Below are 26371 nucleotides of genomic sequence, written 5' to 3' on the forward strand. Positions count from 1 at the left end.
CGCCCTGTGCGTGCTCTGTGGATGCTTCGCGGATGCCCTGCCGGTGCCGGCGGGGCAGCGCTCAGGTGGCGTCCGCGTCGAACGGCGGGCGGTCGTCGTCGCCGGGCTTCTCGGGCTTCTTGGTCATGTCGATGCGCCCGCCGGAGGACGAGGAGGACGAGGAGGAGGACGACGAGGAGGCGTCGCTGTCGCGGCTGTGGACCGCGTCCGTGACCTCGGCCATCTCCTTCTTCAGGTCGAAGCCGTTGCGGATCTCCTTGAGCCCCAGCTCGTCGTTGTCCAGCTGCTTGCGGAGGAACGCCTTGGGGTTGAGATCCTCGAACTCGAAGTCCTTGAACTCCGGACCCAGCTCGCTGCGGATGTCCTGCTTCGCGCTCTCCGAGAACTCACGGATCTTCCGGACCGTGCGCATCACGTCCTGGATGACCTTCGGGAGCTTGTCCGGACCGAAGACGAGCACGGCGAGGACAATGATCGTCACCAGCTCCAGTGGTCCTATGTCATTGAACACCTGACGCTCCTTGCGTGTCCTCGGTCGCTCAACGGTACCCAAGGTTCCTGTCCGACCGGTACCGTCCCGAGGTGAGACTTCTGTCAGTTCTGCTCCGACGCGCCCAGCACGAGTGACACGTCCCGCTCGGTCCCTGCGCGTCGGACGGCGAGCCGCAGCCGGTCACCTGGCCGGTGGGCGCGGATCTTGACGATCAGTTCTTCGCCCGTGTGGACGCGTTCGCCGCCGACCTCGGTGATGACGTCGCCCGCCTTGAGGCCGGCGCGCTCGCCGGGGCCGCCGCGGGTGACGGCGGGACCGCCGTTCGCGCTCTTGGCGTCGATCCGGGCGCCGTCCCCGCTGTAGCCCATGTCGAGCGTGACCCCGATGACCGGGTGCGTGGCGCGGCCCTCGTCGATCAGTTCCTCGGCGACCCGCTTGGCCTGGTTGACGGGTATGGCGAAGCCGAGGCCGATGGAACCGGCCTGGCCGCCCGCGGAGTCGGCGCCGCTGCCCGCGGAGCGGATGGCGGAGTTGATGCCGATGACATGGGCCCGCGAGTCGAGCAGCGGACCGCCGGAGTTGCCCGGGTTGATCGGGGCGTCGGTCTGCAGCGCGTCGACGTACGACACATCGCTGCCGTCGCTCTTCTCGCCGCCGGCCGTGATCGGCCGTTCCTTGGCGCTGATGATGCCGGAGGTGACCGTGTTGGCGAGGTCGAAGGGGGCGCCGATGGCGACGACCGGGTCGCCGACCCTGACGTCGTCGGAGTCGCCGAGCGGCAGCGGGGTGAGGCCGTGCACGCCGTGCACCTGGACGACGGCGAGGTCGTAGCCGCTGTCCCGGCCGACGACCTCGGCCTTGACGGTGTCGCCGCTGCTGAACGTCACCGATATCTCGCCGCCCGACCCCGCGGGCTTGACCACGTGGTTGTTGGTGAGGATGTGTCCCTGGGCGTCGAGCACGAAGCCGGTGCCGGTGCCCGCCTCGTCGGACCCCCGCACATGCAGCGTGACCACGCTGGGCAGGGCGCGGGCGGCGATCCCGGCGACGCTGTCCGGGGCCCGGCCGGCCGGCACTCCCCCGGCCTGCGGCAGCCGTACGTCGTCGCCGAGTCCCGCCCGCTCGACGTAGGCGCCCGCGACTCCGCCGGCGACGGAGCAGACGACGGCGATGACGAGGGCCCACGCGAGGACGGAGCGCTTCGCCCGCCGGTCGCGCTGCTCGTCGGTCGGCACCCCGGCCCCGGTCTGCTGCAGCGCTCCCCGCGCCCTCGCCTGCTCCACCGGGGAAGCGGCGGCCCAGGGGTCGTAGCGGCCCCAGGCACCGCCGGGCCGCGCGCCGGCGTCGACGGGCTGGGTCACGGGACCGGGGCCCGCCGCCTGCGCCGGCACCTGAGCCGGGGGCACGGACGCGGGCGCCGTCGCGAGGGCGACGGGGGCCGGTGCGGGGGCGACGGGAGCGGGTGCGGGGGCGACGGGAGCGGGTGCGGGGGCCGTGCCATGCGGGCCGGGGCCGGGCGGAGGGGCCTCGGCCGGCGGCGCCGTGGGCACGGGTACGGCCGTGCCGTGCGCCGGTGTGGCCGCCGCCGGGTGCTGCACGGGCGGAGCGGGTGCCCAGGGGCCGGGCTCGCCGTACGGCGGGGTGCTGTACGGGTCGGGGTCGTGCAGCGGCCTCGGCCGCTCGGCGGGAGCCTCCCACGGCGCTTGCCCGGCCGCGTCCCGGACCGCCGCACCGGCCGTAGCCCGAGCCGCCTCCCCGGCTGCTTCACGAGCCGGTTCACCGGCCGCTTCACCAGCCGCTACGGCGTCTTCCCCGTCGGTGCGGGCCGGCGGCGCGGGCTTGGCCAGCTCGAAGTCGCCGTCGGCCGCGGCGGCTCCCGGTGCGGCGCCCCCGGTGTGCTCCACGGTCTCGCCGGGCCCGGCGCCCTCGACGCGGTCGGCCGGTGTCACCCCCGCCGCTCCCCCGGGTCCGTCCGCCGGCGGGACACGGTTCCCCTCGTTCATGCTCTCCCCACGGCTGGTCCGTGACCGGGCGCTGGCGCGGCCACGGGACATCGTCTGCCGCCCCGGGTCGTCGCCGCGGGCACGGCCTCACAGGATTCAACCAGGTTCGCGGGCCGTGGCGCAGTGGCCGTCAGGGCGAGAGGCGGGGCGGGGCGGGAGGGGCCGGGGAGGCGGGGGGAGCGGTGGTGGGGGTGGGGACGGGGGCGGACAGCAGACCGGAGCCCGGGGCTCCGGAGGGTGTGGACCAGTCGGCGAGCGGGAGCGCCATGGTGTCGTCGAGCGGGCGTATCAGCGGGGAGACGGCGGCGGCACCGGCGAGCACCGGCGCGGTCAGGCCGCGCACCGCGTCGGTCCGGGTCTGCCCGGTCGCCGGAGCCGGAACGCCCGGCACCAGCGGAGCGGACAGCGCGGTCGGCGCCACCGGGGCCGGTCCGAGCAGCGCGCCGCCCTGGGCGAGCAGCGGCCCCACCGGGCGACGGCGCTGGCTGTCCGGCGTGGCCGCGCCACCGCCGGCGCCGGTGCCGTTGCCCGCCGAGCGCGCCGGGATCACATTGCTGCCGGTGCCGGAGCCGCCGCGGGCGTCCGTGGTGAGATCGCCGGGGAAGGCGGTGGTCACGCCGCCGAGGGCGACCGCGGCCAGCGACACCGCGCCGGCGGCGGCGACCGCGAACCGCAGCCCGCGCGAGGAGGAGCGGGCGTCGTCCGGGCGGCCGACGGGATGGATGCGGAAGCCGCGGTCCCCGGGTGCGACGGGGTGGTCGGCGGCGGGGACATAGCCGTGCGGACGAGCGGGGACGTATCCGAAGGGGAGGCGCTCGCCGCGCCGCGCCCCGAAGGCACCGGAGGTCCCGGCGCCGGGGTCGCGTCCGAGGAAGCCCCCGGGCGGCATGCCGCCGCCCTCCGGGTCGCCTCCGGGCAGGCCCTGGAGGCGGGCGAGGAAGCTCTCCGAGGGCGAGGGCTGGGCCGCCTCGGCGAACACGCTCTTCAGCGCGCGCTGGGCGTCCGCCTCCGCCTTGCACCGGGCGCAGGTGGCCAGGTGCGCGAGGACGCGCTCACGCGTCTCGTGACCCAGCTCCCCGTCCACCAGGGCGGAGAGCCGGTCTCCCAGGTGCTGCTCTGCGAGGTGTGCCACCTCGACAGGTTTCGGCTGAGATCCACTCACGCGGTCGCGCCCCCTCCCCCCAGAGCGGGGACACGGGCCATGAAGGAGCGGCGCTCGGCCGCCCGGGCCTCCGGGGAACGGTGCGCGAGGGCCTTGCGCAGCTGGGACCGGCCGCGGTGGATACGGGAGCGGACCGTGCCGAGCTTCACGCCGAGGGTCGCGGCGATCTCCTCGTACGACAGTCCTTCGATGTCGCACAGGACGACGGCGGCGCGGAACTCCGGCGCCAGGGTGTCGAGGGCCTGCTGGACGTCGGCGTCGAAGTGGGCGTCGTTGAAGAGCTGCTGCGGGGTGGGCTCACGGCTGGGCAGGCGCTCGGCCGCGTCCTCGCCCAGGGCGTCGAAGCGGATCCGCTGCTTGCGCCGGACCATGTCCAGGAAGAGGTTGGTGGTGATGCGGTGCAGCCAGCCCTCGAAGGTGCCCGGCGAGTACGTCGACAGCGAGCGGAAGACGCGGACGAAGACCTCCTGGGTGAGGTCCTCGGCGTCGTGCTGGTTGCCCGTCAGGCGGTACGCGAGCCGGTAGACCCGGGCGCTGTGCGTGCTGACGATCTCGTCCCACGTGGGCGGAGTCCACGCCTGCCCGTCCGCGTCGGTGGTGAAGGTCGCGGTCTGGGTCTCGCCGGTGGCGGGACCGGCGGCGTGGCGGTCAGCAGCGGTGTCGGTCACGGATTTCGGCCTGCCCGCCGATCCGAGGAAGCGCCTCAGCACTCCACCCCGATCCCCGTGCGCGGCCGCACCTCCCCTGTCGGCTCTGGTGGTGTCCAGTGGAGCCCCTACCATAGCCACCTCGCCCGTTAGCTCCGGATAAGCGGTTTTACGAGAATTTGATACGCGCTGATCCGGCTGCGTCAGCACTTGCTCGGTGTCCTGATCCACCTCTCGCCCCCCGTCGCGTCCCGGGTCACCGTCTCATCCCTATAAACGCGCGGTCCCATCTGCGGGTTCCCACCGCCAACGGATACAGTCACGCCGAGGCAACCACGGGGACAGGAGAGGGTCATTACCGGCAACCGGCAGACGAGCTGGGCGTTCGCCGACGCCTTTGTCGCCGAGGACGAAGCGCTGCACTGGGCCCGCGACCGGGCCCGCGAGGCAGGGCTGCGCTCGGTGGCGCCCAGCACGGGCGCCGCGCTGCGACTGCTCGCCGCCTCCGTGGACGCGAAGGCGGTCGCGGAGATCGGCACGGGCTGCGGGGTGTCCGGAATCCATCTGCTGCACGGGATGCGGCCGGACGGGGTGCTGACCACGGTGGACCCGGAGCCGGAGCACCAGCAGTCCGCCCGGCAGGCCTTCCGCGTCTGCGGCTTCGCCAGCAACCGGGCCCGGTTCATCCCGGGCCCTGCCCTGGACGTGCTCCCGCGGCTCGCCGACGCCGGCTACGACCTCGTCTTCTGCGACGGGGACCGGCTGGAGTACCTGGACTATCTCGCTGAATCGTTGCGCCTGCTGCGACCGGGGGGTCTGGTGGTCTTCGAGGGCGTCTTCGCCAACGGCCGTACGGTCGACTCGGGGCCGCAGCCCACCGAGGTGCTGCGGCTGCGCGAGCTGCTGCGCACCGTGCGGGAGAGCCAGGAGCTCGTCCCGTCGCTGCTGCCGGTCGGCGACGGGCTGCTCTGCGCCGTCAAGCGGTGACCGGGAGCCCGGCGGCCCCCGGGAACGCGTCTGCCCCGGCACTGCGTACGATGCCGGGGCAGCTGCAAGGACAGGATCGCTGGGACGTCAGACGACGACCTTCTTGAGGGCGTCGCCAAGCGCCTCGGCCTCGTCAGGGGTCAGCTCGACGACGAGTCGACCGCCGCCTTCGAGCGGAACGCGCATGACGATGCCCCGCCCCTCCTTGGTCACCTCGAGCGGGCCATCACCCGTCCGCGGCTTCATGGCCGCCATGCTCGTTCCCCTTCCTGAAACCAGCTCATCGTCTGCCGACGGCCCCGGAAGGGCACGCGCAGCCCCGAACGGACACGCGACACCGGCATCGAACACATTGCTTCCCGGCCATTATCCCGCATCGCAGGACCCGATGACCAACATCAGTCGGCATCGCTTGGGCAACGCGCGCGAGCAAAACCACCCAATTCGGCGATGTGGCTGCGATACTTCGCCGCCGCACGAAGATCCGCCGCCCGGATCGGCCACCGATTTCTTAGACGCAGGTCACACGTCCGGTCCGGTCCCCGGGCGGCGATCTCCGCCATGCTGTCCTCAGACACGGACGTACCGAGCGGTACGTCACCAGCCGCGACACCGAGGGGACACGCCATGGCGGACACCGTGCTGTACGAGGTGAGCGACGGGCTCGCGACGATCACGCTGAACCGCCCGGAGGCGATGAACGCGCTGAACGTCGCGACCAAGGTCGCCCTCCGGGAGGCCGCGGAATCCGCGGCCGGGGACACGGCCGTACGGGCGATCCTGCTGACCGCCGCCGGGGACCGGGCGTTCTGCGTGGGCCAGGATCTCAAGGAGCACATCGGCCTGCTCTCGGCGGACCGCGAGGCCGGGACCGGGCAGACGATGAGCACGGTCAAGGAGCACTACAACCCGATCGTGCGGGCCCTCGCCGGGGCACCGAAGCCGGTGGTCGCGGCGGTGAACGGCGTCGCGGCCGGTGCCGGGTTCGGCTTCGCGCTGGCCGCGGACTACCGGCTGGTGGCCGACACCGCCGCCTTCAACACGTCGTTCGCCGGCGTGGCCCTGACCGCCGACTCCGGAGTCTCCTGGACGCTGCCCCGGGTGATCGGCCCGAGCCGCGCCACCGACCTGCTGCTCTTCCCGCGCAGCATCAGCGCCCAGGAGGCGCTGGAGCTGGGCATCGCCAACCGGCTCGTCCCCGCCGCCGAACTGGGCGCCGAGGCCCGGAAGGTGGCGCGGGCGCTGGCCGAGGGGCCGACGGTGGCGTACGCGGCACTCAAGGAGGCGGTGGCCTACGGGCTGTCGCACTCGCTCGGCGAGACGCTGGAGAAGGAGGACGAGCTGCAGGCACGGGCCGGGCAGTCCGAGGACCACGCGATCGCCGTGGCGGCCTTCGTGAACAAGGAGAAGCCGAAGTACCTGGGCCGCTGAGCCGGGAGCAGCGGGCCCGCTGCCGGGCCGCCCGCCGGCTCCGGAGCGGGCCCGCTGCCCCCTACCGGGCGCTTCTCGCCGCGCACGTCTCCAGGTGGTCGTCGACCAGTCCGCACGCCTGCATCAGCGCGTACGCCGTCGTCGGGCCGACGAACCTGAGGCCGCGCTTCTTCAGCGTCTTCGACAGGGCCGTGGACTCCGGGGTGACCGCGGGGACGTCGGCCAGGGTCTTCGGCACGGGCCGGCCCGCCGGGTCGGGGGCGTGGGACCAGATCAGCTCGTCCAGGTCGCCGGCGGCCCAGTCGGCGAGGACGCGCGCGTTGGCGAGCGTGGCGTCGATCTTGGCCCGGTTGCGGATGATGCCCGGGTCGGCCAGCAGGCGCTCGCGGTCGGCGCCGCCGAAGGCGGCGACCTTCTCGATGCGGAAGCCGGCGAAGGCCGCGCGGAAGCCAGGGCGGCGGCGCAGGATCGTGATCCAGGACAGGCCCGACTGGAAGGCCTCCAGGCTGAGTCGCTCGAAGAGGGCGTCGTCGCCGTGGACCGGGCGGCCCCACTCCTCGTCGTGGTACGGCAGGTAGTCGGCGGCGGACAGGGCCCAGGGGCAGCGCAGGACGCCGTCCGGCCCGGCGGCGGCGGCCGAGGCGGTCATCGCCGGTCCTCCGGGCCCTCGGGCTTGTCCAGCGGTACGTGCGGGCCCTGCGGGGCGCCGTGCGGCGCGGCGGCGGCTCTGGCACCGGCCAGCGCGGACTCCAGACCGGCGATACGGGCGTCCCGCTCGGCCAGTTCGGCACCGAGCCGGCCGAGCGCGTCGTCGACGTCGGCCATGCGGTAGCCGCGCGGCGCGAGCGGGAAGCGCAGGCTCTCCACGTCCGCGTGGTCCACCGGGCGGTCCGCGGGCAGCGGGTCCTGGAGCCGCTCGGGCGCCGCCTCGGGCAGCGGGGCGCTCTCCCCGCCGCCCACCACGGCCAGCGTCACCGCGGCGACCACGACGGCCAGCGCGACGACCAGGAACAAGAACATCACCATCGCCGTAAGGTCCCCACGCTCGTACCGGAGGCTGTGCCGGAAGTTCAATGTGTCAGGGTCCGATCGTGCCATGCGAGTCTGACAGTTAGGGTCACAGGCGGCCGTACTGCGGGACGTACTAGGAGAGGTCACAGCGGATGCTCAGGCTGGGCAGGCGGGAATTCGGACCGCACGAGCCGGTGATCATGGCGATCGTGAACCGGACGCCCGACTCCTTCTACGACCGCGGCGCCACCTTCCGCGACGAGCCGGCCCTGGCACGGGTGGAGCGTGCGGTGGCCGAGGGCGCCGCGATCATCGACATCGGCGGGGTCAAGGCCGGGCCGGGCGACGAGGTCACGGCCGAGGAGGAGGCGCACCGCACGGTCGGGTTCGTCGCGGAGGTACGGCGCCGGTTCCCCGACGTGGTCATCAGCGTGGACACCTGGCGGGCCGAGGTCGGCGAGGCCGTGTGCGAGGCGGGCGCGGATCTGCTGAACGACGCGTGGGGCGGGGTCGACCCGGGGCTCGCGGAGGTCGCCGCGCGCTACGGGACGGGGCTGGTGTGCACGCACGCGGGCGGCGCGCAGCCGCGCACGCGCCCCCATCGGGTGACCTACGACGACGTCATGGACGACATCCTGAAGGTGACCGTGGGGCTGGCCGAGCGGGCGGTGGCGCTGGGGGTGCCGCGGGAGTCCGTGCTGATCGATCCCGGGCACGACTTCGGCAAGAACACGCGGCACAGCCTGGAGGCGACGCGGCGGCTGGGCGAGATGGCGGCCACCGGGTGGCCGGTGCTGGTGTCGCTGTCCAACAAGGACTTCGTCGGCGAGACCCTGGACCGCCCGGTGAAGGAACGGCTGATCGGCACGCTGGCGACGACCGCCGTGTCCGCCTGGCTCGGGGCGCAGGTGTACCGGGTGCACGAGGTCGCCGAGACCCGGCAGGTGCTGGAGATGGTGGCGTCGATCGCCGGGCACCGCCCCCCTGCGGTGGCCCGGCGCGGTCTGGCCTGACCCCCGGGGCGGGCCCGGGGGTCGCGCGGCGGGGCCTAGCGGCCGGCCTCCTTCGACACCAGGGCCACCGCTTCCTCCACGTCGTCCGTCAGATGGAACAGGAGCAGGTCCTTCTCGGACGCCTTGCCCTGGGCGACCATGGTGTTGCGCAGCCAGTCCAGCAGGCCGCCCCAGTACGCGCTGCCGAACAGGACGATCGGGAAGCGGGTGACCTTCTGGGTCTGGACCAGGGTCAGGGCCTCGAAGAGTTCGTCCAGGGTGCCGAGGCCGCCGGGCAGCACCACGAAGCCCTGGGCGTATTTGACGAACATCATTTTCCGTACGAAGAAGTACCGGAAGTTCAGTCCGATGTCGACGTACGGGTTCAGCCCCTGCTCGAAGGGCAGTTCGATGCCGAGGCCGACCGAGGTGCCGCCCGCCTCGCACGCGCCCCGGTTGGCGGCCTCCATGGCGCCCGGACCGCCGCCCGTGATGACCGCCCAGCCGGCTTCCACGAGACCGCGGCCGAGCCGCACCCCCGCCTCGTACTCCGGTGAGCCCTCCGGAGTGCGCGCCGAGCCGAACACGCTGATGGCGGGCGGGAGTTCGGCGAGGGTGCCGAAGCCCTCGATGAATTCCGACTGGATCCGCAGCACCCGCCAGGGGTCGGTGTGGACCCAGTCGGAGGGGCCGCCCGCGTCCAGCAGCCGCTGATCGGTCGTACTGGAGGTGACCTGGGACCGCCGTCGGAGGACCGGTCCGAGCCGCTGCTCGTCCGGCGGCTGCTTCTTCCCCTCGGGGTTTCCGGTAGCCATGTGCGCTCCCTCCGCTTGCCGGTAGTTCGACCTCAGCCTAGATCCAACCGGGTTACGGAGGGGGGACGTGCGCATGTCCGCCGCGCGTGCGGCGCGGGGTGTCCGCTACGCGGTGAGCCAGTTCCGCAGCCGCTCCTCGCCCGCGAGGATCTTGGCGGTCTCCACGTGCTCGTCGCGCTTGTGGGCCAGGATCGGGTTGCCGGGGCCGTAGTTGACCGCCGGGACGCCGAGCGCGGAGAAGCGGGACACGTCCGTCCAGCCGAACTTGGGCCGCGGGGAGCCGCCCACCGCCTCGATGAAGGCGACGGCGGCCGGGTGGGAGAGGCCGGGCAGCGCACCGCCGCTGTGGTCGTCCACCACGAACTCCGCCACGCCGCAGTCCGCGAACACCTCGTGGACGTGCGCGATCGCCTCCTGCTCGGTGCGGTCCGGGGCGTAGCGGAAGTTGACCGCCACCACGCACTCGTCCGGGATGACGTTCCCGGCGACTCCGCCGGTGATCGCCACCGCGTTGAGGCCCTCGTGGTACTCCAGTCCGTCGATGACCGGCCGGCGCGGCTCGTAGGAGGCCAGGCGGGCCAGGATCGGGGCCGCCGCGTGGATGGCGTTGGAGCCCATCCAGGCGCGCGCCGAGTGGGCCCGCTCGCCCGTGGTCCGCAGCAGCATCCGCAGCGTGCCCTGGCAGCCGCCCTCGACCTCGCCGTCGGAGGGTTCGAGCAGCACGGCGAAGTCGCCGGCCAGCCACTCCGGGTGGGCCGCGGCGACATGCCCGAGGCCGTTGAGGTCGGCGGCGACCTCCTCGTTGTCGTAGAAGACGAAGGTCAGGTCGCGGTTGGGCGCGGGGACCGTGGCCGCGATGCGCAACTGCACCGCCACGCCCGACTTCATGTCGCAGGTGCCGCAGCCCCACAGCACGCCGTCCTCGTCCAGCCGCGAGGGCACGTTGTCCGCGATCGGGACGGTGTCGATGTGGCCGGCGAGGATCACGCGCTCGGCGCGGCCCAGGTCCGTCCGGGCGATCACGTTGTTGCCGTAGCGGTCCACGGTCAGGTGCGGCAGGGCGCGCAGGGCGGCCTCGATCGCGTCCGCCAGCGGCTTCTCGGTGCCGCTCTCGGACGGGAAGTCCACGAGCCGCGCGGTGAGCGCTGCGGCGTCCAGCGTGAGGTCAAGCGAGGTGTCGGCCATGGCTTCGACCCTAGCGCGCCGTTCGCCGCGGCCGGGGCGCGCGGCGGTGCGGACCCCCCGCCGGGGCCGGGCAGGGCTCCAGTACCTTGTACGCGTGCCAGAGCCGTCCCCCACACGTCCCAAGCGCCGCGGTCGCCTCTTCCGTTCCGCCGCCGCCCTGTTGGTCCTGTGCGGCGTCGCCGCCTACCTCGTGGTGCAGTACGTCACCGGAGGCGGTGGCGCACGCGGCTGCACGGTGGTCTCGGCCGCCGGCGACGGGACGTCGTACGAGTTCACGCCCGAGCAGGCGGTGAACGCGGCCACCATCGCCGCCGTCGGCACCGGGCGCGGGATGCCCGAGCGGGCCGTGACGATCGCGCTGGCGACCTCCCTCCAGGAGTCCGGGCTGCGGAACATCGAGCACGGCGACCGCGACTCGCTGGGCCTGTTCCAGCAGCGGCCCTCGATGGGCTGGGGCACCGAGCGGCAGATCATGGACCCGGCGTACGCGGCGGGCATCTTCTACGCGCACCTGGCCAAGGTGCCGGGCTACACCGACCTGCCGCTGACGGTGGCCGCGCAGCGGGTGCAGCGCAGCGGCTACCCGGAGGCGTACGCCAAGCACGAGCCGGACGCCACCCTGCTGGCCGCGGCCCTGACCGGACGGGCGGCGGCCGCGCTGACCTGCGACGGGCGCCCGGAGCGCACGGCCTCGGCGACCGGTCCGGACGCGGTACGGGCCGCGCTGGTCCGGGACTTCGGGCGGGACGCGCTGCAGGAGACCGGGGCGGCGGTGGGCGGCACGCCGGTGCCGTCGCCCACTCCGTCGCCGAGCGTGACCGCGACCGCGCGCGGGCGGACGGTGACCGTTCCGGTGCCCGAGGGCGCGAAGCGGGACGCGGGCGGGCGCGACGAGCGGGAGCGGGGCTGGCAGCTGGCGCAGTGGGCGGTGGCCAACTCCTCGGAGCTGCACATCCAGCGGGTGTCGTACGCGGGGCGGGAGTGGACCGCGGGGAGCGACGGCGACGAGTGGCGCAGCGCCGCCTCGGCGGGGGCGAACGGCGCCGAGAAGTCCGCGGGCTCGGTCCGGATCGTGACCGGACAGTAGTACGGGGGGTCACTCCGGCGGGTGGCGCGCGGCCGCTCGGACCGGCCGTCCGGGTGACTGCGGGGACCGCCTCGGAATCCCTTGGAAATCAAAGGACGGAAGGATTCTGCGCGCGCACAGCGGGACGGTCTTTGCCCGTTTTTATCCACACACGATAATGCGACGCGTTATCCATTCGTTACCGACGGCGTGCGCAACCTTCGCGGGCTTCGAGCGGTAGTCACGGCGTCCGGGCCGCAGACGAGCTTGGACACACACCGTTCTCTCCCGTCGAATGGAGCATCATGTCCCTCCCTCTGACCCGCCGGATCGCCCGTACCGCGCTGCTCGTCGCGGCGGGAGCGGCTGCCGGGGTCGGTGCGGCCGGCTCCGCCGGTGCGGCCACGAGTCTGCCGGTGGCCTCCCCGAACCTGAGCGGTCTGACCACGCCGGACGCGACGCACGTCGCCAACACCGTCGACGGCACCACGCAGACCGTCACCAACCTCGCCGGCAACGCGGGTGGCAGGGCGGTCGAGAAGGCGGTGCCGACCGCGGGCAAGACCGGCGGCAGCATCGTGAAGAAGGCGGCGCCCGCCGCCCAGCAGGCCGCGGGGGACGCTGCCGCGACCGCGGGGAACGTCCTCGGGGACACGGCCGCCGGTGCGACGAAGGGCGGGCTGCCGACGTCCGGCCTGCCGGTCAGCGGGCTCCCGCTGGGTGGCTGAGCACGGCCGTCTGACCGCCGACGGGGTCCAGGTCCGGTACCTGGGCCCCGTCGTCGTGTGCGGCGGCCGACAGCGCGGCGGCTACGCCGTCAGGCGGGCCACCGCGGCCCTGACCCGTTCGTCCGTCGCCGTGAACGCCACCCGGACGAAGTCCCCGCCCGCGGTGCCGTAGAAGTCTCCCGGGGCCACCAGGATGCCCAGCTCGGCCAGGTGGGCCACGGTGGCCCAGCAGGACTCGTCCCGGGTGGCCCACAGGTACAGGCTGGCCTCGCTGTGCTCGATGCGGAAGCCGTGGGCGAGCAGGGCCGCCCGCAGGGCCTCGCGGCGGGCCGCGTAGCGCTCGCGCTGCTCGTGGACGTGGGCGTCGTCGCCGAGCGCGGCCACGACCGCCGCCTGCGTCGGCGCGGACGTCATCAGGCCGCCGTGCTTGCGGATCTGGAGCAGCGGGCCGAGGACGGCCGGGTCGCCGGCGATGAACGCGGCGCGGTAGCCGGCCAGGTTCGAGCGCTTGGACAGCGAGTGGACGGCGACGACGCCGTCGTAGGAGCCGCCGTTGACCTCCGGGTGCAGGACCGAGACCGGCTCGGCCTCCCAGCCCAGCTCCAGGTAGCACTCGTCGGAGACCACGAGGACGCCGTGGGCGCGGGCCCAGGCGACGATGTCCGTCAGCTCCTGCCGGGACAGGACCTTGCCCGTCGGGTTGGACGGGGTGTTCAGCCAGAGGAGCTTCAGGTTCGAGGGGTCCAGCTCGCGCGGGTCGTCGTACACCTCGTACTCGGCGCGGGCGAGGCGGGCGCCGACCTCGTAGGTGGGGTAGGCGAGGCGCGGGTAGGCGACCTTGTCGCCGGGGCCGAGGCCGAGCTGGGTCGGCAGCCAGGCCACCAGCTCCTTGGAGCCGACGACCGGCAGGACATGGCGGTGGGTGACCCCGCGGGCGCCCAGGCGGCGCTCCAGCCAGCCGGTGATCGCGTCGCGCAGCGCGGGGGTGCCCCAGACGGTCGGGTAGCCCGGCGAGTCGGCCGCGTCGATCAGGGCCTTCTGGACCAGCTCGGGGACCGGGTCGACCGGGGTGCCGACGGAGAGGTCGACGATGCCGTCCGGGTGGGCCGCGGCCGTCTTCTTGTACGGCTCCAGCTTGTCCCAGGGGAAGGCGGGCAGGAGGTCGGAGACTGCGGACACGATCAGTGGCTCACTTTCGTACGGATGCGGCAAACGCCTCGGTCCCGTACGGCGGCGATCGGGGTGATCGGGCCGTACGGGACCGAGGCGGCGCGGTTGCGCGTCGCTTGGCGGCTAGACGGTCACTCGCCCTGCGGGGGCAGCGCCGCGACGAAGGCGTGGTCGCGCTCGATCAGCCCCAGCTTGCTGGCACCGCCGGGCGAGCCCAGCTCGTCGAAGAACTCGACGTTCGCCTTGTAGTAGTCCTTCCACTCCTCCGGGACGTCGTCCTCGTAGAAGATCGCCTCGACCGGGCAGACCGGCTCACAGGCACCACAGTCGACGCATTCGTCCGGGTGGATGTACAAGGACCGCTGGCCCTCGTAAATGCAGTCGACCGGGCACTCCTCGATGCACGCCTTGTCCTTCACGTCTACACAAGGCTGCGCGATGACGTAGGTCACGCTGTCGTTCCTCCTCGATAGGGCGCTGGCGGGCCTCCTCAGGCTCCGCCGCCTGGCGCGCGGGAGCGCGGCGTCGTCGATGCCCGCACCTAGTATCTCCGTTCCGGAGCATGATCCGAACAGGAGGGGTGAACTGACCAGTGGAAATCTCGGCGGCAGGACGTCTCGAAGTCCGAATCACCCCATCTGACGTGGGAAAACGAGTGTCTGTACGGCGCTTGGGCGAACCGGGCGCCGGGGCCGAGAAGTTCACCGACACGGTGGGTGTTCTCACATCATGGGACAGTGGCGTGCTCATGATCACACGACGGGACGGTGAATGCGTCCGAATCCCGCAATCCACCCTGGTCGCGGGAAAGGTCGTGCCGGCCGCTCCGGCCCGGCGCAGGGGGCCCGCCGCGACCTACCCGGAACTCGCGCGGGTCGCCGCTCGGGCGTGGCGGCCGGTGGAGAGCGAGCGCCTGGGCGAGTGGGAGCTGCGGGCGGCGGTCCAGGAGGTGCCGCGCGACGGGGGCGCCCAGGGGTCCGAAGAGCGTCCGGGAGGGGCGGCGGCCGGGCGGCGGGCGGGGTTCACCCGGCGGGCCAACAGCGTGCTGCCGCTCGGTGATCCCGGTCTCCCCCTCGACGCGGCCCTGGCCGCCGTACGGCGCTGGTACGGGGAGCGCGGCCTGCCCGCGTATGTGCAGACGGCGACCGGCGCCGAGGGCACGCAGGAGCTGCTGTGCGCGGAGCTGGAGCGGCGCGGCTGGGTGCGGGAGGTGACCGCCGAGCTGTGGATCGGCGCCCTGGCGCCGGTCGCGGACCGGGCCGAGGGAGCGGGTGTGGTCCTGTCCCGGACCGCGGACGAGGCGTGGCTCGCCCGGTACCAGCGCAAAGGCGTGAGCGAGGTGGCCCTGCGGGTGCTCGGCTCGGGCCCCTCGGGCCCGGGCGGGGCCGGGAGCGGCGAAGGCCCGTCGGTGTGGTTCGCGTCCGTGCCCGGCACCGGGGCCGGTGCGCCGCCGGCGGCGATCGGGCGCTGTGCCGTGGACGGGCGGTGGGCCGGGTTCGCCGCCGTCGAGGTGGACCCCGGCCGGCGGCGGCAGGGGCTGGCCACCGAGGTGACGGCCGCGCTGGCCCGGCGCGCGCTGGAGGAGGGCGCCTCGGCGGCCTGGCTCCAGGTGGAGGCGGACAACGAGGGCGCCCGGGCGCTGTACCGTGCGCTCGGCTTCGCGCCGCACCACGCCTACCACCATTACCGTGCGCCGGAGGAGCCGGAGGCAGACGCCGGCCCCGGACAGCCGTAGAACCGCCGTGGAAGGGCATGACCCTGGCATGCGTCACCCGTATCTTCCGCCCCCGTACCCGCCCCGCCCGGAGCGCTCCGCCGAGCTGCGGCGGCGTTTCGCCGAGGAGGCCAGGTCCGAGCGGCCCGACCTGTCGGCGCTGTGCCTGCTGATCGGCGCCGAGACGGACGGCTCGCTGGACGAGGCGGGCATCGACGCCGCGCAGGCGGAGCTGGACCGGCTGGCGGGCGAGCTGCCGTACCGGCCCGGCGGGCCGCGGGCGTGGGCGGAGGCCGTACAGCGGCTGCTCGGCGCCCGCTACGCGTTCCACGGCACCCCCGGCGACTACCAGCGGCTGGCCTCCTCCCTGCTGCACGAGGTGCTGCGGCGCCGGCGCGGCCTGCCGATCCTGCTGTCGGTGGTGTGGCTGGAGGTCGCGCGCCGGGCGGGGGCCCCGGTGTACGGGGTGGCCCTGCCGGGGCACTTCGTGATCGGCTTCGGGACCGCGGGCGAGCAGGTGCTGGCCGACCCGTTCGACAGCGGGCGGGTGCTGACCGGGAACGATGCCGAGCTGCTGGTGGCGGGCGCCACGGGGGCGTCGCTGCACCCCTCGATGCTGGAGCCGGCGGCGCCCCTGGAGGTCGTGCAGCGCATCCTGAACAACATCCGGGCGTGGTCCACCGCGCGGCCGGAGCGCTCCGACATCGCGCTGCGGGCCGTCGACCTGGCGCTGCTGATCCCGTCCCATCCGGCGCGGCTGCGCTACGAGCGCGGGCAACTGCTGGTGCAGCGCGGGGAGTTCGTGGCCGGTGCCGAGGAGCTCGAGACCTACGCCGACCTCATCGAGGTGGTGGACGAGCCGGCCGCGCGCAAGGTACGGCAGGAGGCGGGCACGGCCCGGTCGAAGCTCAACTGAACCGGCCCGGCCCGGGGGCGGGGCGCGGTCTCAGAGCCAGCCCTTCTCCCGGGCCGTCCGCACCGCCTCGGCCCGGTTCCGTACCGCCAGCTTCTGGATGGCCGTGGACAGGTAGTTGCGGACCGTGCCCTGGGAGAGGTGCAGGGCCCTCGCCAGTTCGGCGTTGGTGGAGCCGTCGGCCGCCGCGCGCAGCACCTCGCGTTCGCGCTCGGTGAGCGGGTTGGCGCCCTCGGCGAGCGCGGCGGCGGCCAGGGTGGGGTCGATGACCCGCTCCCCTGCCAGCACCTTGCGGATCGCCTCGGCGAGCTGGGCGGCGGGGGCGTCCTTGACGAGGAAGGCGTCGGCGCCCGCCTCCATGGCGCTGCGCAGATAGCCGGGCCGGCCGAAGGTGGTGAGGACGACCAGTTTGACCCGCGGGAACTCCCGGTGGACCCGGGCGGCGGCCTCGATGCCGGTGCATCCGGGCATCTCGATGTCGAGCAGCGCGACGTCCACGCCGTGCGCGCCGACGGCCGCGAGCACCTCGTCGCCGCGCGCGACCTGGGCGACGACCTCGATGTCGTCCTCCAGGCCGAGCAGCGCGGCCAGCGCCTCGCGGACCATCGACTGGTCCTCGGCCAGCAGGACCTTGATCGTGCTCGTCATGCCCCGGATCCTACGTGGGCCGCCGGGGCCGCCGGCACGCGGGCGACCAGCCGGAACCCGCGCTTGACCCGGCCCGCCTCCAGGGTGCCGCCGGCCTTCTCCAGACGCTCGGTCAGACCGGTCAGGCCGTTGCCCGGGCCGCTGCCGGGACCGCCGGATCCGTCGTCCTCGACGGAGAGTTCGAGCACCGGGCCGTCCAGGGTCTGGCGGCGCAGCAGCTGGACGACGCAGCGGTCGGCGCCGCTGTGCCGGACCACGTTGGTGACCGCCTCGCGCAGCGCCCAGGCGAGGGCGGACTCGGACTCCTCGGGGACGCCGGCGAGGTCGGGTTCGGCGGGCACCTCGGCCGTGACCCCGGCGGCGGTCAGGGCGACCTGGACGCCGGCGAGTTCGGCGGCGAGCCGGGGCCGCCGGTAGCCGGTGACGGCCTCCCGCACGTCGACCAGGGCCTGCCTGCTGACCTGTTCGATGTCGGCGACCTGCTGGGCCGCCTTGTCGGGGTGGCCGGGCAGCATCCGGCCGGCCAGCTCGCTCTTCAGCGTGATCAGCGAGAGGGAGTGGCCGAGCAGGTCGTGCAGGTCGCGGGCGAGGCGGAGCCGCTCCTCGTTGGCGGCGAGCTGGGCGACGGTGGCCCGCGCCTTGCGCAACTCGATCGTCGTGCGGACCAGTTGGCGGACGCCGGTCATGGAGTAGCCGACGAGCAGCACCACGAGGAACAGGCTCCAGGTCGCCTCCTGCCCGACGCGCAGACCCACGAGCATCATCGCGAGGGTGGTCAGCGCGACCGTCGCGTACGCCAGCCGGAGCGGGAAGACCGCGCCGCAGGTGACCGAGACGTACACGAACAGGCCGACCCAGGCGTCGCCGAGGGTGAGGCACAGGACGATGGCCAGGACGCCCTGCACGGCGATCAGCGAGCCGACGAGCGGGCCGGCGAGGGGCCGGCCCATGTTCCGGAAGATCACCGTCAGGTAGATCCCGGCGAAGGTGAGCAGACCCGCCCAGCCGGCCGCGGTGGCGCCGGTCGTGTGGTGGCCGCCGACCAGGTCGCTCACCGGGGAGGCGAGGAAGAACAGCCAGGGCAGGACCCAGATCAGCTTCCGCACGGCCTCGCCGCGTGAGCGGGGCGCCTCCCCCATGCGCATCAGCCGTTGCGTCCGGGCCTCGTCGCACCGCAGGTCTTCCGTCATCGTGCTCACGCCTTCAGCGTGTCCTTCCGGTACAGCCAGGCCGCGCCGCCCGCGAAGAGGACGAAGTAGACGGCGAGGACGGCGATGTCGGTCGCGCCGGGCGCCTGGCTCTGTTCGACCGCCCGTCCCAGAGCAGCGTACGCGTGCGTGGGCAGCCACCTGGCGATGTCCTGCAGGATCTGCGGGAAGGTGGTGGACGGCATCCACAGGCCGCCGAGGATCGACAGGCCGAAGTAGACGATCATCGTGATCGGGCGGACCGCGTCCCCGGAGGCGAGGTAGCCGATGGCGACGCCGAGCGCGGCGAAGACCAGGCTGCCGGCCCAGATGACCCCGGTGAGGGCGAGCCACTGCCAGGCGTCGAGCCGTACGTCCTTGATCACGGCGGCGGCGAGGAACACCACGATGATCGAGGGCAGGCTGACCACGGCCGCGCTGGCGATCTTGGCGAGCACATAGCCGCGCCCGGGCAGCGGGGTCAGCCGCAGCTGCCGTACCCAGCCGTTCTCGCGCTCCTTGGCGATGCGCTCGCTGTTGCCCATCAGGACCGCGGTCAGGGCGCCGAAGGAGGCCATGGAGACCATCAGATAGGTGGCGACGGTCAGGCCGGTGCCGTCGACCTTGTCGGTCGAGCCGGCGCTGCTGGCGAAGATCAGGTAGATGAACGAGGGGTAGAGCACCGAGAAGAACAGGAACTTCTTGTTCCGCAGGGCGCGTGCGAGTTCGAGTCGGATGAGTGCGCTCATGCCTGCCGGGCCTCCTCGGCCTCCGTGATGGCGACGAAGGCCTGCTCGAGACCGAGCCCGGCGACTTCGAGATTGCGGGGGTAGAGGCCGAGGCCGTACAGGGCGTGCACGGTCGCGTCGGCGTCGGTGGACTGGATGCGGACGGTCTGGCCCGAGACGTCGAGCGAGGTGAGGAAGGGCAGCCCGTCGAGGGCGCCCGTGTCGATCCCGTCCGCCAGGTCGAAGGAGATCCGCCGGGCGCCCGCCTTCGCCTTGATCTCGGCGGCGGTGCCGTCGGCGAGGAGCCGGCCGCGGTGCAGCACCAGGACCCGGTCGGCGATCGCGTCGGCCTCTTCCAGGTAGTGGGTGGCGAAGAGGACCGCGCGGCCCTGGTCGGCCTGTTCCCGCATGGTGGCCCAGAAGGCCTGGCGGGTGGAGACGTCCATGCCGGTGGTCGGCTCGTCCAGGATGATCAGGTCGCTGTCGCCGGCGGTGGCGAGGGCGAACCGGACCCGCTGGGCCTGGCCGCCGGAGAGCTTGTCCACCTTGCGGTCGGCGATCTGGCTGACGCCGGCGCGGGCCATCACGTCGGACGCCTGGTACGGCCGCGGATGCAGGGCGCAGGCCAGCTTCACCAGCTCGGCCACGGTGACCCCGTCCATCAGGCCGCCGCTCTGCAGCATGGCCCCGACCCGGCCGGCCGTGATCGCCTCGCGCGGGCTGGTGCCGAACAGGCTCACCGTGCCGCTGTCGGCTTGCTTGAGCCCGAGGAGCAGGTCGAGGGTGGTGGATTTGCCGGCCCCGTTCGGGCCGAGCAGGGCGACCGTCTCGCCCGGGTACAGCCGGAGCGAGAGGCCCTCGACGGCCCGCACGCTCCCGTATGTCTTGGTCACCTGGTCGAACCCGACCACCGGGGTGGTGGTGGCCGGCGCCGCTGTCGTCGTCATGCGTCCATGGTGGCCGCACGGCCCCGGGGCCCGGCAGTGTCGGCGGTCCCGGGTGCCGGATGACAGATGTCATGCCGTTCGGATGACGCGCACGACCAGGGGGCGCCCCCGTGGCGAGGGCGCCCCCTGGTGCGGTGCCGGCTAGCTCGGGTTCGTGGGGATGACCGCGATCCGGTTGGTCTTGCTCGTCAGCGCCTGGCGCAGGGCGGCGTAGACGTCCTCGGGGGTGACGGCCGTCTTCTTGCCGTTGCCTCGGGTGATCAGCACCCCGTCGAAGGTCTGCCCGTACAGCTGCTTGAGGGCGGCCAGGTCGGGCTTGTCGACCAGCTTGCCGTCGACCGCCGTCACCCGCAGGAACTTCCACAGCGAGTTCTGCGGGCTCATCGGGATCGAGTGCAGCGGGTCCGTCTGCACCGTGACCCGGTCGGACATCGCGGGCTGCGCGAAGTCCTTCATCATCCGGTCGACCTCGGCGTTCGGGACCGTCGGCTGCCTGGTGGTGGTGGGCACGGTCACCGGGGCCGCGCTGTCCGTCTCCACCAGCGTGCGGTACGCCGCTTCGACCGCCTTGGTGGACTGGGCGGCGTCGATGGCCTTGCCCGCCTTGCCGTAGACGGGTACGGCCTTGCCGGCCTTGAACTCGATGGTGCCGTCGGAGGCCGAGCCGGAGCCGCCGCCGGCCTGCTGGAGGGCGGCCTGGAGCTTCTCCTCGTCCACCGGCATGACCGGCTCGACCACGCGCTTCTGCCCGAAGAGCGAGCCGACCACGTGCACCGGGTTGTAGTCGCTCTTCGCGGCCTCGCTCACGGTGGCCTGGTAGTCGAACTGGAGCCCCGCGTTCTCCGGCGTGACGGTGACCGTCCTGCCGCCCACGGCGAGCTTCAGCGGCTTGTTCACCCGGGCGCCGAAGGAGTCGTCCAGCTTCTTGACGGCGTCGTCGCGGGTGCCGCCGCCGATGTCGACGCCGAGCACGGTGGTGCCCTTGGGCACGTCGGTGTGGTTCATCAGCAGGCCGGCGCCGTAGGCACCGCCCGCGACGACGACCACGCCGACGCCGAGCAGCACCAGCTTGCTGCGGCCCTTCTTCTTCGGCTTGGCCGTGGCCTTGGGCGCCGGCTTGGGCGCGGCGGCCGGCTCGGGCCGGGGTGCCGCCGGGCCGCCCGGCGGGGTGCCGAAGGGGGTGCCGGGCTGGGTGCCGAAGGGGGTGCCGCCCGCGCCGGGGACGACCGGGATACCGCTGGTGACGGTGTGTCCGGAGACGTTGTCGGCGGCCGGGGAGCGGTAGCCGGGCGTGCCCGGTTCCGGGGCCGGCTGCTGGGGGGTGAGGATCGCGGTGTCGTCGCTGAACCCGCCGCCGGGGCCGGTCCGGGGCCCGCCGGGCCCGGGAGGCCCGTCGAGGTCGGCGAGGGCACTGCGCGCGGGCGGGGTGGCCGGGCCGCCGAAGCCGGCGTGCGCCGGGCCGTCGAAGGGCTCGCCCGGCTCCGGGCCGCGGCCCGGAGCCGACGGGGCGAGGGGGCTGTCGCCGGTGACCGGGCCGCTGGTGGGCCCGGCGGGGCCCTGCGGGCCGCCGGGGCCGCCCTGGCCGCCGGGGCCGTTGAAGCCGCTGGCGCCGCCGTGTCCGTGCGCACCGGCCGTGGCACCGCCGAAGCCGTCGTGCCCGCCGGCGCCCGGCGTACCGGCGCCGTAGCCGTCCTGGCCGCCGGCCGCCGGGGCGCCGTCCGCGAAGTACGGCAGGTCGTCGCGGCGGGGCTCGGCGGCGCCGGGGCGGGAGCCGCCGGCCAGCGGGCCGGCGTTCAGCGCCTCGGTCACGTCGAAGGAGCCGGTGCCGCCGCCGTGGCCGGGGGCGACGGGGCCGCCGGTGGCGCCGGGCAGGCCCGAGCCGTTCGTGCCGCCGGGGCGGGAGCCGCCCGGCACGCTCATGGAGCCGACCACACCGCCCGGACGGGCGCCGCCGGAGCGGGCACCGGCGGCGCCGGACGCACCCGGACCACCCGTACGGGGGCCGGGGGTGCCGGCGGGCGCGGCGGAACCGCCGGGGATCTGGGCACCGTTCGTGCCGCCGCCGCCCGGAGCGGGCTTGGCGGGGGCGGACTTGCGGGGCGCGAACCAGTCGCTGGTCTTCTCGTCCCCCGGGGCCCCGGGCTCGGCCGGGGCCTCGGCGGGGGCGGCCGGGGCGGCGGGCGTCCGGTCGGCCGCGGGCCGCGGCTCGGCGGCGGGCGGCTCGTCCCCGGTGCTCTCGCCCTCCCCGACGGGGGTGCGCACGACGACCGGCGGGATGGGCCGGGATCCGGGGATGTTGATCCGGATCCGGGTCGTCAGCGTGGTCTCGGTCTTCTTGTCCTCCGGCCGCGTGCCCGAACGGCCCGCGTCCGTACCGTCGTCGGAAGCCATGGGGGTCCCGTACGGCGGCGTGCCGGAGGGGTACGCGGCTCCGCCGCGCCCATGGGGCCCGGTGGACGGAGTGTCAGTTTCACGACTCAAGGCAGGTTCTCCCAGTTGGCTCCACCGCCGGGTACGGCCTCGCGGGCGGCTCGGCGGCGCGCACCACCATACTGGCCACCCCTGGCGCGTATCCCATGACCGCTGAGGAAACCCACACCGGACTCGCACGTGCGCCGCACGGCGAAGTGGTACGTCACTTGCCAAGTCGGGCGGAGCCGGCTCCGGGTCGCCGTCCGGCGCCGACGGTGGCGCAGATCACAGCGAGGGCCATCCCCCCGAGCAGGAAGAGGTAGGAGCCGCCCCCCGCGCCGAACAGGAAGTCGCCTTCCGGGCGGGTGGTGGTGAGCAGGACGACGGCCACGATCCAGCCCGCCGCCGGGGCGACCGCCCCGCTCCGGCTCCCGAGGGCGTACGAACCGCCGAGGAAGAGGCCGGCGGCACCCGCGAGGGCGAGCAGCAGCCCGCCGGGGAACCAGGCGGCCTGCACCAGGGCGCCGGCGAGGCCCACGGCCGCCCCCAGCACGACCAGGCCGGCGAGGGCGGCGGCCCGTCCGGCGGACGGCGGGCGCAGGGGCTGGGCGAGCGAGGAGCCCGGTCCGCCGTCGCTCATGACGCCTCCTCGACGCCGGCGAACAGGTCGGTCTCCCCGGGCTGCCCCGTCCCGCGCACCAACTCGTAGTACTCGGTGGTGAACAGCGGCTGGGCGAGTGCGTTGGAGAGCGCGAAGTACGGCTCGGCCACCTCGATCTGGGTGGCGTGGGCGCGCATCGCGGCGGCCTTTGCGGCAGCGTGCGCGCCGCCGTCGACCGCGGTGGTGATCCGCTCGTCGTCGACCACACCCGGCACGTCGTCCAGCGACGCGCTCTTGTCGAACGGGAGCACGGGCAGTTCGTCCTGGAGGCGGGCGAAGGCGGCCTCGGCGACGGAGCGGGGGACGCGGTTCCAGTACACCTTGGCGATCCGGTGGCCCCGCTCGGCCGCGAGGTCGACGGCGCGCATGGCGACGCGGTGGGCCTGGATGTGGTCCGGGTGGCCGTAGCCGCCGTGGTCGTCGTACGTCACGAGGACCTGCGGCCGGATCTCCAGGATCACCTCGGCGAGCCGGCCGGCGGCCTCGTCCACGTCGGCCTGCCAGAAGCAGCCGGGGTCGTCGTTGTCCGCGAGCCCCATCATCCCGGAGTCGCCGTACCGCCCGGCGCCGCCGAGCAGCCGGCCGTCCGTGACCCCGAGCGCGCCGAGGGCCGCGGCCAGCTCGCCCCGCCGGTGGGCGCCCAGCGCCGGGCCCGTCAGGTGCCGCTGCTCCGGCGGGATGACCTCGCCCCGCTCCCCCAGGGTGCAGGTGACCAGGGTCACGTGGGCGCCCTCGGCCGCGTACCTGGCCATGGTCGCGCCGTTGTTGATCGACTCGTCGTCCGGGTGCGCGTGCACCAGGAGCAGACGCCGGGCAGGGAGATCCGTCATGGGACCCACCCTACGGAATTCCCGGGCCGCCTCCGGTGACGGCGGCCGTCAGAACTTGATGCTGCCGATCATGCTGGCGACGTTGGTCGTCAGCTCGCTGATCGTGGGCGCGATGGTGGAGGAGGCGAGGTAGAACCCGAGCAGCATGCAGACGACGGCATGCCCGCCCTTCAGTCCTGACTTCTTGATCAGCAAGAAGACGATGATCGCCAGCAGCACCACCGCCGAAATCGAGAGTGCCACGGCGGCTCACCTCCAAAAGATCCCAGGGACGCGGGTTCTAGATCAGTTGAGCAAATCCATGCAGACGCCAGCAGGTTCATACCCACTCTGCGGTAGTGATCATAACTATCCGTGCTCGCGCATCGGTCGGCGCACGGCCGCACAAGGGGGCGCATGGCCAATATGGTCGGGGTATGACGACCGAGGCTGACTCCTTCCCCCGTCGGCACGCCCGGACCCAGCGGTTCACGCTCGGCGTGCCGCGTGCGTTCACCGTGGCACCCGACGGTTCGCGTGTCGCGTTCCTGCGTTCCGGATCGGGCACCGACCGGGCCAACTCCCTGTGGGTGCTTGACCTTCCCAGCGGTACGGAGCGGCTCGCGGCCGATCCGCTCGCGCTCCTCGAGGGCGCCTCCGAAGAGCTCTCGGCCGAGGAGCGCGCCCGCCGGGAGCGCAGCCGCGAGGGCGGTGCCGGCATCGTCGGCTACGCCACCGACAGCGCCCTGGAGTTGGCGTCTTTCGCCTTGTCAGGGCGGCTTTTCACGGCCGGCCTGCGGGACGGCACGGCGCGCGAACTCCCGGTGCCCGGACCGGTGATCGACCCGCGGCCGGCCCCCGACGGTCGGCACATCGCCTATGTCGCCGCGGGTGCGCTGCGCGTGGTGGGCGCCGCGGGGGACGGCGACCGGGCGCTGGCCGAGCCGGAGTCGGCGGAGGTCGGCTACGGCCTCGCGGAGTTCATCGCGGCCGAGGAGATGTCCCGTTCGCGAGGGTTCTGGTGGTCCCCGCGGTCCGACCGGCTGCTCGTGGCGCGCGTGGACGACACGCCGGTACGGCAGTGGTGGATCGCGGATCCGGCCCACCCGGAGCGTGAGCCACTCAACATCCGGTACCCGGCGGCGGGCACGCCCAACGCGGAGGTCAGGCTGTTCGTCTGCGGCCTGGACGGGACGCGCACGGAGGTGGCCTGGGACCGGGCGCGGTATCCGTATCTGGCGCGTGTGCACTGGTCAGAGGCGGGGGCGCCGCTGCTGCTCGTACAGGCGCGGGACCAGCGCAGCCAGCTGTTCCTCGCGGTGGACCCGGACACCGGGGCCACCAGGATGGTGCACGCCGACGAAGATCCAACTTGGCTGGAACTTTTCGCCGGTGTGCCCTGCTGGAGCCCGTCCGGACAGCTGGTGCGGATCGCGGACGAGGGCGGGGCGCGGGTGCTGGCGGTCGGCGAACGGCCTTTGACCAGCGGCCAGTTGCACGTTCGTGCGGTCCTGGACGTGGGTGCGGACGACGTACTGGTTTCCGCCTCGGCGGGCCCGGAGGCGCAGACGCCGGAAATTGGCGAAGTCCATGTGTACCGGGTGAACGAACTGGGCCTGGAGCGGCTGTCGCAGGAGCCCGGTGTGCACACGGCGGTGCGGGCCGGCGGCGTGACCGTCCTCGTCTCCGCCGCACTGGACCGGCCGGGCACACGGGCCCAGGTGCTGTGTGACGGAAAAGCGGCGGCCACTGTCCGGTCGTACGCCGAAGATCCTGGTTTGTCCCCCCGGGTGACGCTGACACAGGGGGGCGCACGCCGAATTCCATGCGCCGTGCTTATGCCACGGGACTACCACGGTGACACTCCCCTGCCGGTTCTCCTGGACCCCTACGGCGGTCCGCACGGCCAGCGGGTGGTCGCCGCGCACAACGCCCACCTCACCTCCCAGTGGTTCGCCGACCAGGGCTTCGCCGTGATCGTCGCCGACGGCCGGGGCACCCCGGGCCACTCGCCGGCCTGGGAGAAGGCGATCCGGGACGACCTGGCGGCCGTGGTGCTCCAGGACCAGGTGGACGCGCTGCACGCGCTCGCCGAGCGGTACCCGCTGGACCTGGACCGGGTGGCCGTCCGGGGCTGGTCCTTCGGCGGCTATCTGGCGGCCCTCGCGGTGCTGCGCCGCCCGGACGTCTTCCACGCGGCGGTGGTCGGCGCCCCCGTCACCGATCTGCGGCTGTACGACACCCACTACCAGGAGCGCTACCTCGGCGACCCGGGCGAACAGCCGGAGGTCTACCGCCGCAACTCGGTGATCGACGACGCGGGCCTGGTCGACCCGGCCGAACCGCACCGCCCGATGATGGTCATCCACGGCCTCGCGGACGACAACGTGGTCGTCGCCCACTCCCTGCGCCTGTCCTCCGCCCTGCTGGCCGCCGGCCGCCCGCACGAGGTGCTGCCGCTGTCCGGGGTGACCCACATGACCCCGCAGGAGGCGGTCGCCGAGAACCTGCTCCGCCTCCAGCTGGACTTCCTGCGCCGCTCCCTCGCCCGGCCCGCCGCCCGCCCGTGAACCGCGTTAACGCCGGGGCAACTCCACGGAAGCGGTACCGATATACGGACCCGGGAACCTGAACGACGTACGGCCGTGCGGGTGCCGTGAAA

Annotated in this window: 27 protein-coding genes; 8 read left to right on the top strand and 19 right to left on the bottom strand. The window is 73.7% G+C overall.

Annotation, left to right across the window (positions count from 1 at the left end):
* Positions 1-61 precede the first annotated feature (61 nt).
* The 4 genes from ACF073_RS01380 to sigE form a co-directional block, all read right to left on the bottom strand.
* Entirely contained in the window at positions 62-511 is a 450-nt protein-coding gene (locus ACF073_RS01380) for a sec-independent translocase (RefSeq protein WP_392065758.1), read from the bottom strand.
* Positions 512-594: 83 nt separating this feature from the next.
* Positions 595-2496 (bottom strand): S1C family serine protease, encoded by a 1902-nt coding sequence (locus ACF073_RS01385; protein ID WP_392065760.1) that lies wholly within the window; start codon positions 2494-2496, stop codon positions 595-597.
* Positions 2497-2626: 130 nt separating this feature from the next.
* Positions 2627-3658 carry an anti-sigma factor gene (locus ACF073_RS01390; RefSeq protein WP_392065762.1) on the bottom strand — a complete coding sequence of 344 codons (1032 nt, stop codon included), beginning with the start codon at positions 3656-3658 and terminating at the stop codon, positions 2627-2629.
* Positions 3655-4368: an RNA polymerase sigma factor SigE gene (gene sigE, locus ACF073_RS01395; RefSeq protein ID WP_392065764.1), complete on the bottom strand. Its 714-nt coding sequence runs from the start codon at positions 4366-4368 to the stop codon at positions 3655-3657. Before sigE ends, ACF073_RS01390 begins: the two co-directional genes overlap by 4 nt.
* A 225-nt stretch (positions 4369-4593) precedes the next feature.
* On the opposite strand from sigE, the gene ACF073_RS01400 reads away from it, so the two are divergent.
* Positions 4594-5292, top strand: coding sequence for an O-methyltransferase (locus ACF073_RS01400; RefSeq protein ID WP_392066839.1), 699 nt, complete (start codon positions 4594-4596; stop codon positions 5290-5292).
* A gap of 87 nt (positions 5293-5379) precedes the next feature.
* Here ACF073_RS01400 and ACF073_RS01405 read toward each other — a convergent pair whose 3' ends face one another.
* Positions 5380-5547, bottom strand: coding sequence for a DUF3117 domain-containing protein (locus tag ACF073_RS01405; RefSeq protein ID WP_018544333.1), 168 nt, complete (start codon positions 5545-5547; stop codon positions 5380-5382).
* A 372-nt stretch (positions 5548-5919) separates the two neighbouring features.
* Here ACF073_RS01405 and ACF073_RS01410 point away from each other — a divergent pair, with 372 nt between their 5' ends.
* Positions 5920-6723, top strand: a complete 804-nt coding sequence (locus ACF073_RS01410; RefSeq protein WP_392065766.1) for an enoyl-CoA hydratase/isomerase family protein — start codon at positions 5920-5922, stop codon at positions 6721-6723.
* A 61-nt stretch (positions 6724-6784) separates the two neighbouring features.
* Here the strand turns inward: ACF073_RS01410 and ACF073_RS01415 are convergent, their stop codons facing one another.
* On the bottom strand, positions 6785-7372 hold the full coding sequence (locus ACF073_RS01415) for a DNA-3-methyladenine glycosylase I (RefSeq protein WP_392065768.1): 588 nt from the start codon (positions 7370-7372) through the stop codon (positions 6785-6787).
* Positions 7369-7749, bottom strand: a complete 381-nt coding sequence (locus tag ACF073_RS01420; RefSeq protein WP_392065770.1) for a DivIVA domain-containing protein — start codon at positions 7747-7749, stop codon at positions 7369-7371. Before ACF073_RS01420 ends, ACF073_RS01415 begins: the two co-directional genes overlap by 4 nt.
* A gap of 137 nt (positions 7750-7886) precedes the next feature.
* Here ACF073_RS01420 and folP point away from each other — a divergent pair, with 137 nt between their 5' ends.
* Positions 7887-8747 (top strand): dihydropteroate synthase, encoded by an 861-nt coding sequence (folP, locus tag ACF073_RS01425; RefSeq protein ID WP_392065772.1) that lies wholly within the window; start codon positions 7887-7889, stop codon positions 8745-8747.
* Positions 8748-8782: 35 nt separating this feature from the next.
* Here folP and ACF073_RS01430 read toward each other — a convergent pair whose 3' ends face one another.
* Together ACF073_RS01430 and dapE are read right to left on the bottom strand one after the other, a co-directional pair.
* Positions 8783-9541 carry a TIGR00730 family Rossman fold protein gene (locus ACF073_RS01430; RefSeq protein ID WP_392065774.1) on the bottom strand — a complete coding sequence of 253 codons (759 nt, stop codon included), beginning with the start codon at positions 9539-9541 and terminating at the stop codon, positions 8783-8785.
* A gap of 105 nt (positions 9542-9646) precedes the next feature.
* Entirely contained in the window at positions 9647-10726 is a 1080-nt protein-coding gene (dapE, locus tag ACF073_RS01435; RefSeq protein ID WP_392065776.1) for a succinyl-diaminopimelate desuccinylase, read from the bottom strand.
* Positions 10727-10820: 94 nt separating this feature from the next.
* Between dapE and ACF073_RS01440 the strand changes: the two genes are divergently transcribed.
* Together ACF073_RS01440 and ACF073_RS01445 are read left to right on the top strand one after the other, a co-directional pair.
* Positions 10821-11813: a heavy metal transporter gene (locus tag ACF073_RS01440; RefSeq protein WP_392065778.1), complete on the top strand. Its 993-nt coding sequence runs from the start codon at positions 10821-10823 to the stop codon at positions 11811-11813.
* A gap of 284 nt (positions 11814-12097) precedes the next feature.
* Positions 12098-12520 carry an ATP-binding protein gene (locus ACF073_RS01445; protein ID WP_392065780.1) on the top strand — a complete coding sequence of 141 codons (423 nt, stop codon included), beginning with the start codon at positions 12098-12100 and terminating at the stop codon, positions 12518-12520.
* An 81-nt stretch (positions 12521-12601) separates the two neighbouring features.
* On the opposite strand, the gene ACF073_RS01450 is transcribed toward ACF073_RS01445, so the two are convergent.
* Together ACF073_RS01450 and fdxA are read right to left on the bottom strand one after the other, a co-directional pair.
* Positions 12602-13699 (bottom strand): bifunctional succinyldiaminopimelate transaminase/glutamate-prephenate aminotransferase, encoded by a 1098-nt coding sequence (locus ACF073_RS01450; RefSeq protein WP_392065782.1) that lies wholly within the window; start codon positions 13697-13699, stop codon positions 12602-12604.
* Between the two features lie 122 nt (positions 13700-13821).
* Positions 13822-14142, bottom strand: coding sequence for a ferredoxin (gene fdxA, locus ACF073_RS01455; protein ID WP_392065784.1), 321 nt, complete (start codon positions 14140-14142; stop codon positions 13822-13824).
* Positions 14143-14282: 140 nt separating this feature from the next.
* Between fdxA and ACF073_RS01460 the strand changes: the two genes are divergently transcribed.
* Together ACF073_RS01460 and ACF073_RS01465 are read left to right on the top strand one after the other, a co-directional pair.
* Entirely contained in the window at positions 14283-15425 is a 1143-nt protein-coding gene (locus tag ACF073_RS01460) for a GNAT family N-acetyltransferase (protein ID WP_392065786.1), read from the top strand.
* 28 nt (positions 15426-15453) lie between these two features.
* Entirely contained in the window at positions 15454-16320 is an 867-nt protein-coding gene (locus tag ACF073_RS01465) for a tetratricopeptide repeat protein (protein ID WP_392065788.1), read from the top strand.
* 30 nt (positions 16321-16350) lie between these two features.
* Here ACF073_RS01465 and ACF073_RS01470 read toward each other — a convergent pair whose 3' ends face one another.
* The 8 genes from ACF073_RS01470 to ACF073_RS01505 all read right to left on the bottom strand — a co-directional run bounded on the left by ACF073_RS01470 (position 16351) and on the right by ACF073_RS01505 (position 23973).
* Positions 16351-16965 carry a response regulator gene (locus ACF073_RS01470; RefSeq protein WP_392065790.1) on the bottom strand — a complete coding sequence of 205 codons (615 nt, stop codon included), beginning with the start codon at positions 16963-16965 and terminating at the stop codon, positions 16351-16353.
* Positions 16962-18155 carry a sensor histidine kinase gene (locus ACF073_RS01475; RefSeq protein WP_392066841.1) on the bottom strand — a complete coding sequence of 398 codons (1194 nt, stop codon included), beginning with the start codon at positions 18153-18155 and terminating at the stop codon, positions 16962-16964. The genes ACF073_RS01470 and ACF073_RS01475 overlap by 4 nt, the downstream gene beginning before the upstream one ends.
* Before the next feature lie 5 nt (positions 18156-18160).
* The gene (locus ACF073_RS01480; RefSeq protein WP_392065792.1) at positions 18161-18901 is read right to left on the bottom strand and encodes an ABC transporter permease; all 741 of its coding nucleotides are present in this window, start codon (positions 18899-18901) and stop codon (positions 18161-18163) included.
* Complete coding sequence (locus ACF073_RS01485) at positions 18898-19827, bottom strand: ABC transporter ATP-binding protein (RefSeq protein WP_392065794.1); 930 nt, start codon at positions 19825-19827, stop codon at positions 18898-18900. The genes ACF073_RS01480 and ACF073_RS01485 overlap by 4 nt, the downstream gene beginning before the upstream one ends.
* 141 nt (positions 19828-19968) lie before the next feature.
* Entirely contained in the window at positions 19969-22308 is a 2340-nt protein-coding gene (locus tag ACF073_RS01490) for a hypothetical protein (protein ID WP_392065795.1), read from the bottom strand.
* 154 nt (positions 22309-22462) lie between these two features.
* On the bottom strand, positions 22463-22879 hold the full coding sequence (locus tag ACF073_RS01495) for a DUF6113 family protein (RefSeq protein WP_392065797.1): 417 nt from the start codon (positions 22877-22879) through the stop codon (positions 22463-22465).
* Positions 22876-23730, bottom strand: coding sequence for an N-acetyl-1-D-myo-inositol-2-amino-2-deoxy-alpha-D-glucopyranoside deacetylase (gene mshB / locus ACF073_RS01500; protein WP_392065799.1), 855 nt, complete (start codon positions 23728-23730; stop codon positions 22876-22878). Before mshB ends, ACF073_RS01495 begins: the two co-directional genes overlap by 4 nt.
* Before the next feature lie 48 nt (positions 23731-23778).
* On the bottom strand, positions 23779-23973 hold the full coding sequence (locus ACF073_RS01505) for a hypothetical protein (RefSeq protein ID WP_392065801.1): 195 nt from the start codon (positions 23971-23973) through the stop codon (positions 23779-23781).
* Positions 23974-24146: 173 nt separating this feature from the next.
* Between ACF073_RS01505 and ACF073_RS01510 the strand changes: the two genes are divergently transcribed.
* Entirely contained in the window at positions 24147-26279 is a 2133-nt protein-coding gene (locus ACF073_RS01510) for an alpha/beta fold hydrolase (RefSeq protein WP_392065803.1), read from the top strand.
* Positions 26280-26371: the final 92 nt, after the last annotated feature.

This window comes from Streptomyces sp. NPDC015171, from assembly GCF_043079545.1.
In the GTDB taxonomy this organism is placed as follows: domain Bacteria; phylum Actinomycetota; class Actinomycetes; order Streptomycetales; family Streptomycetaceae; genus Streptomyces.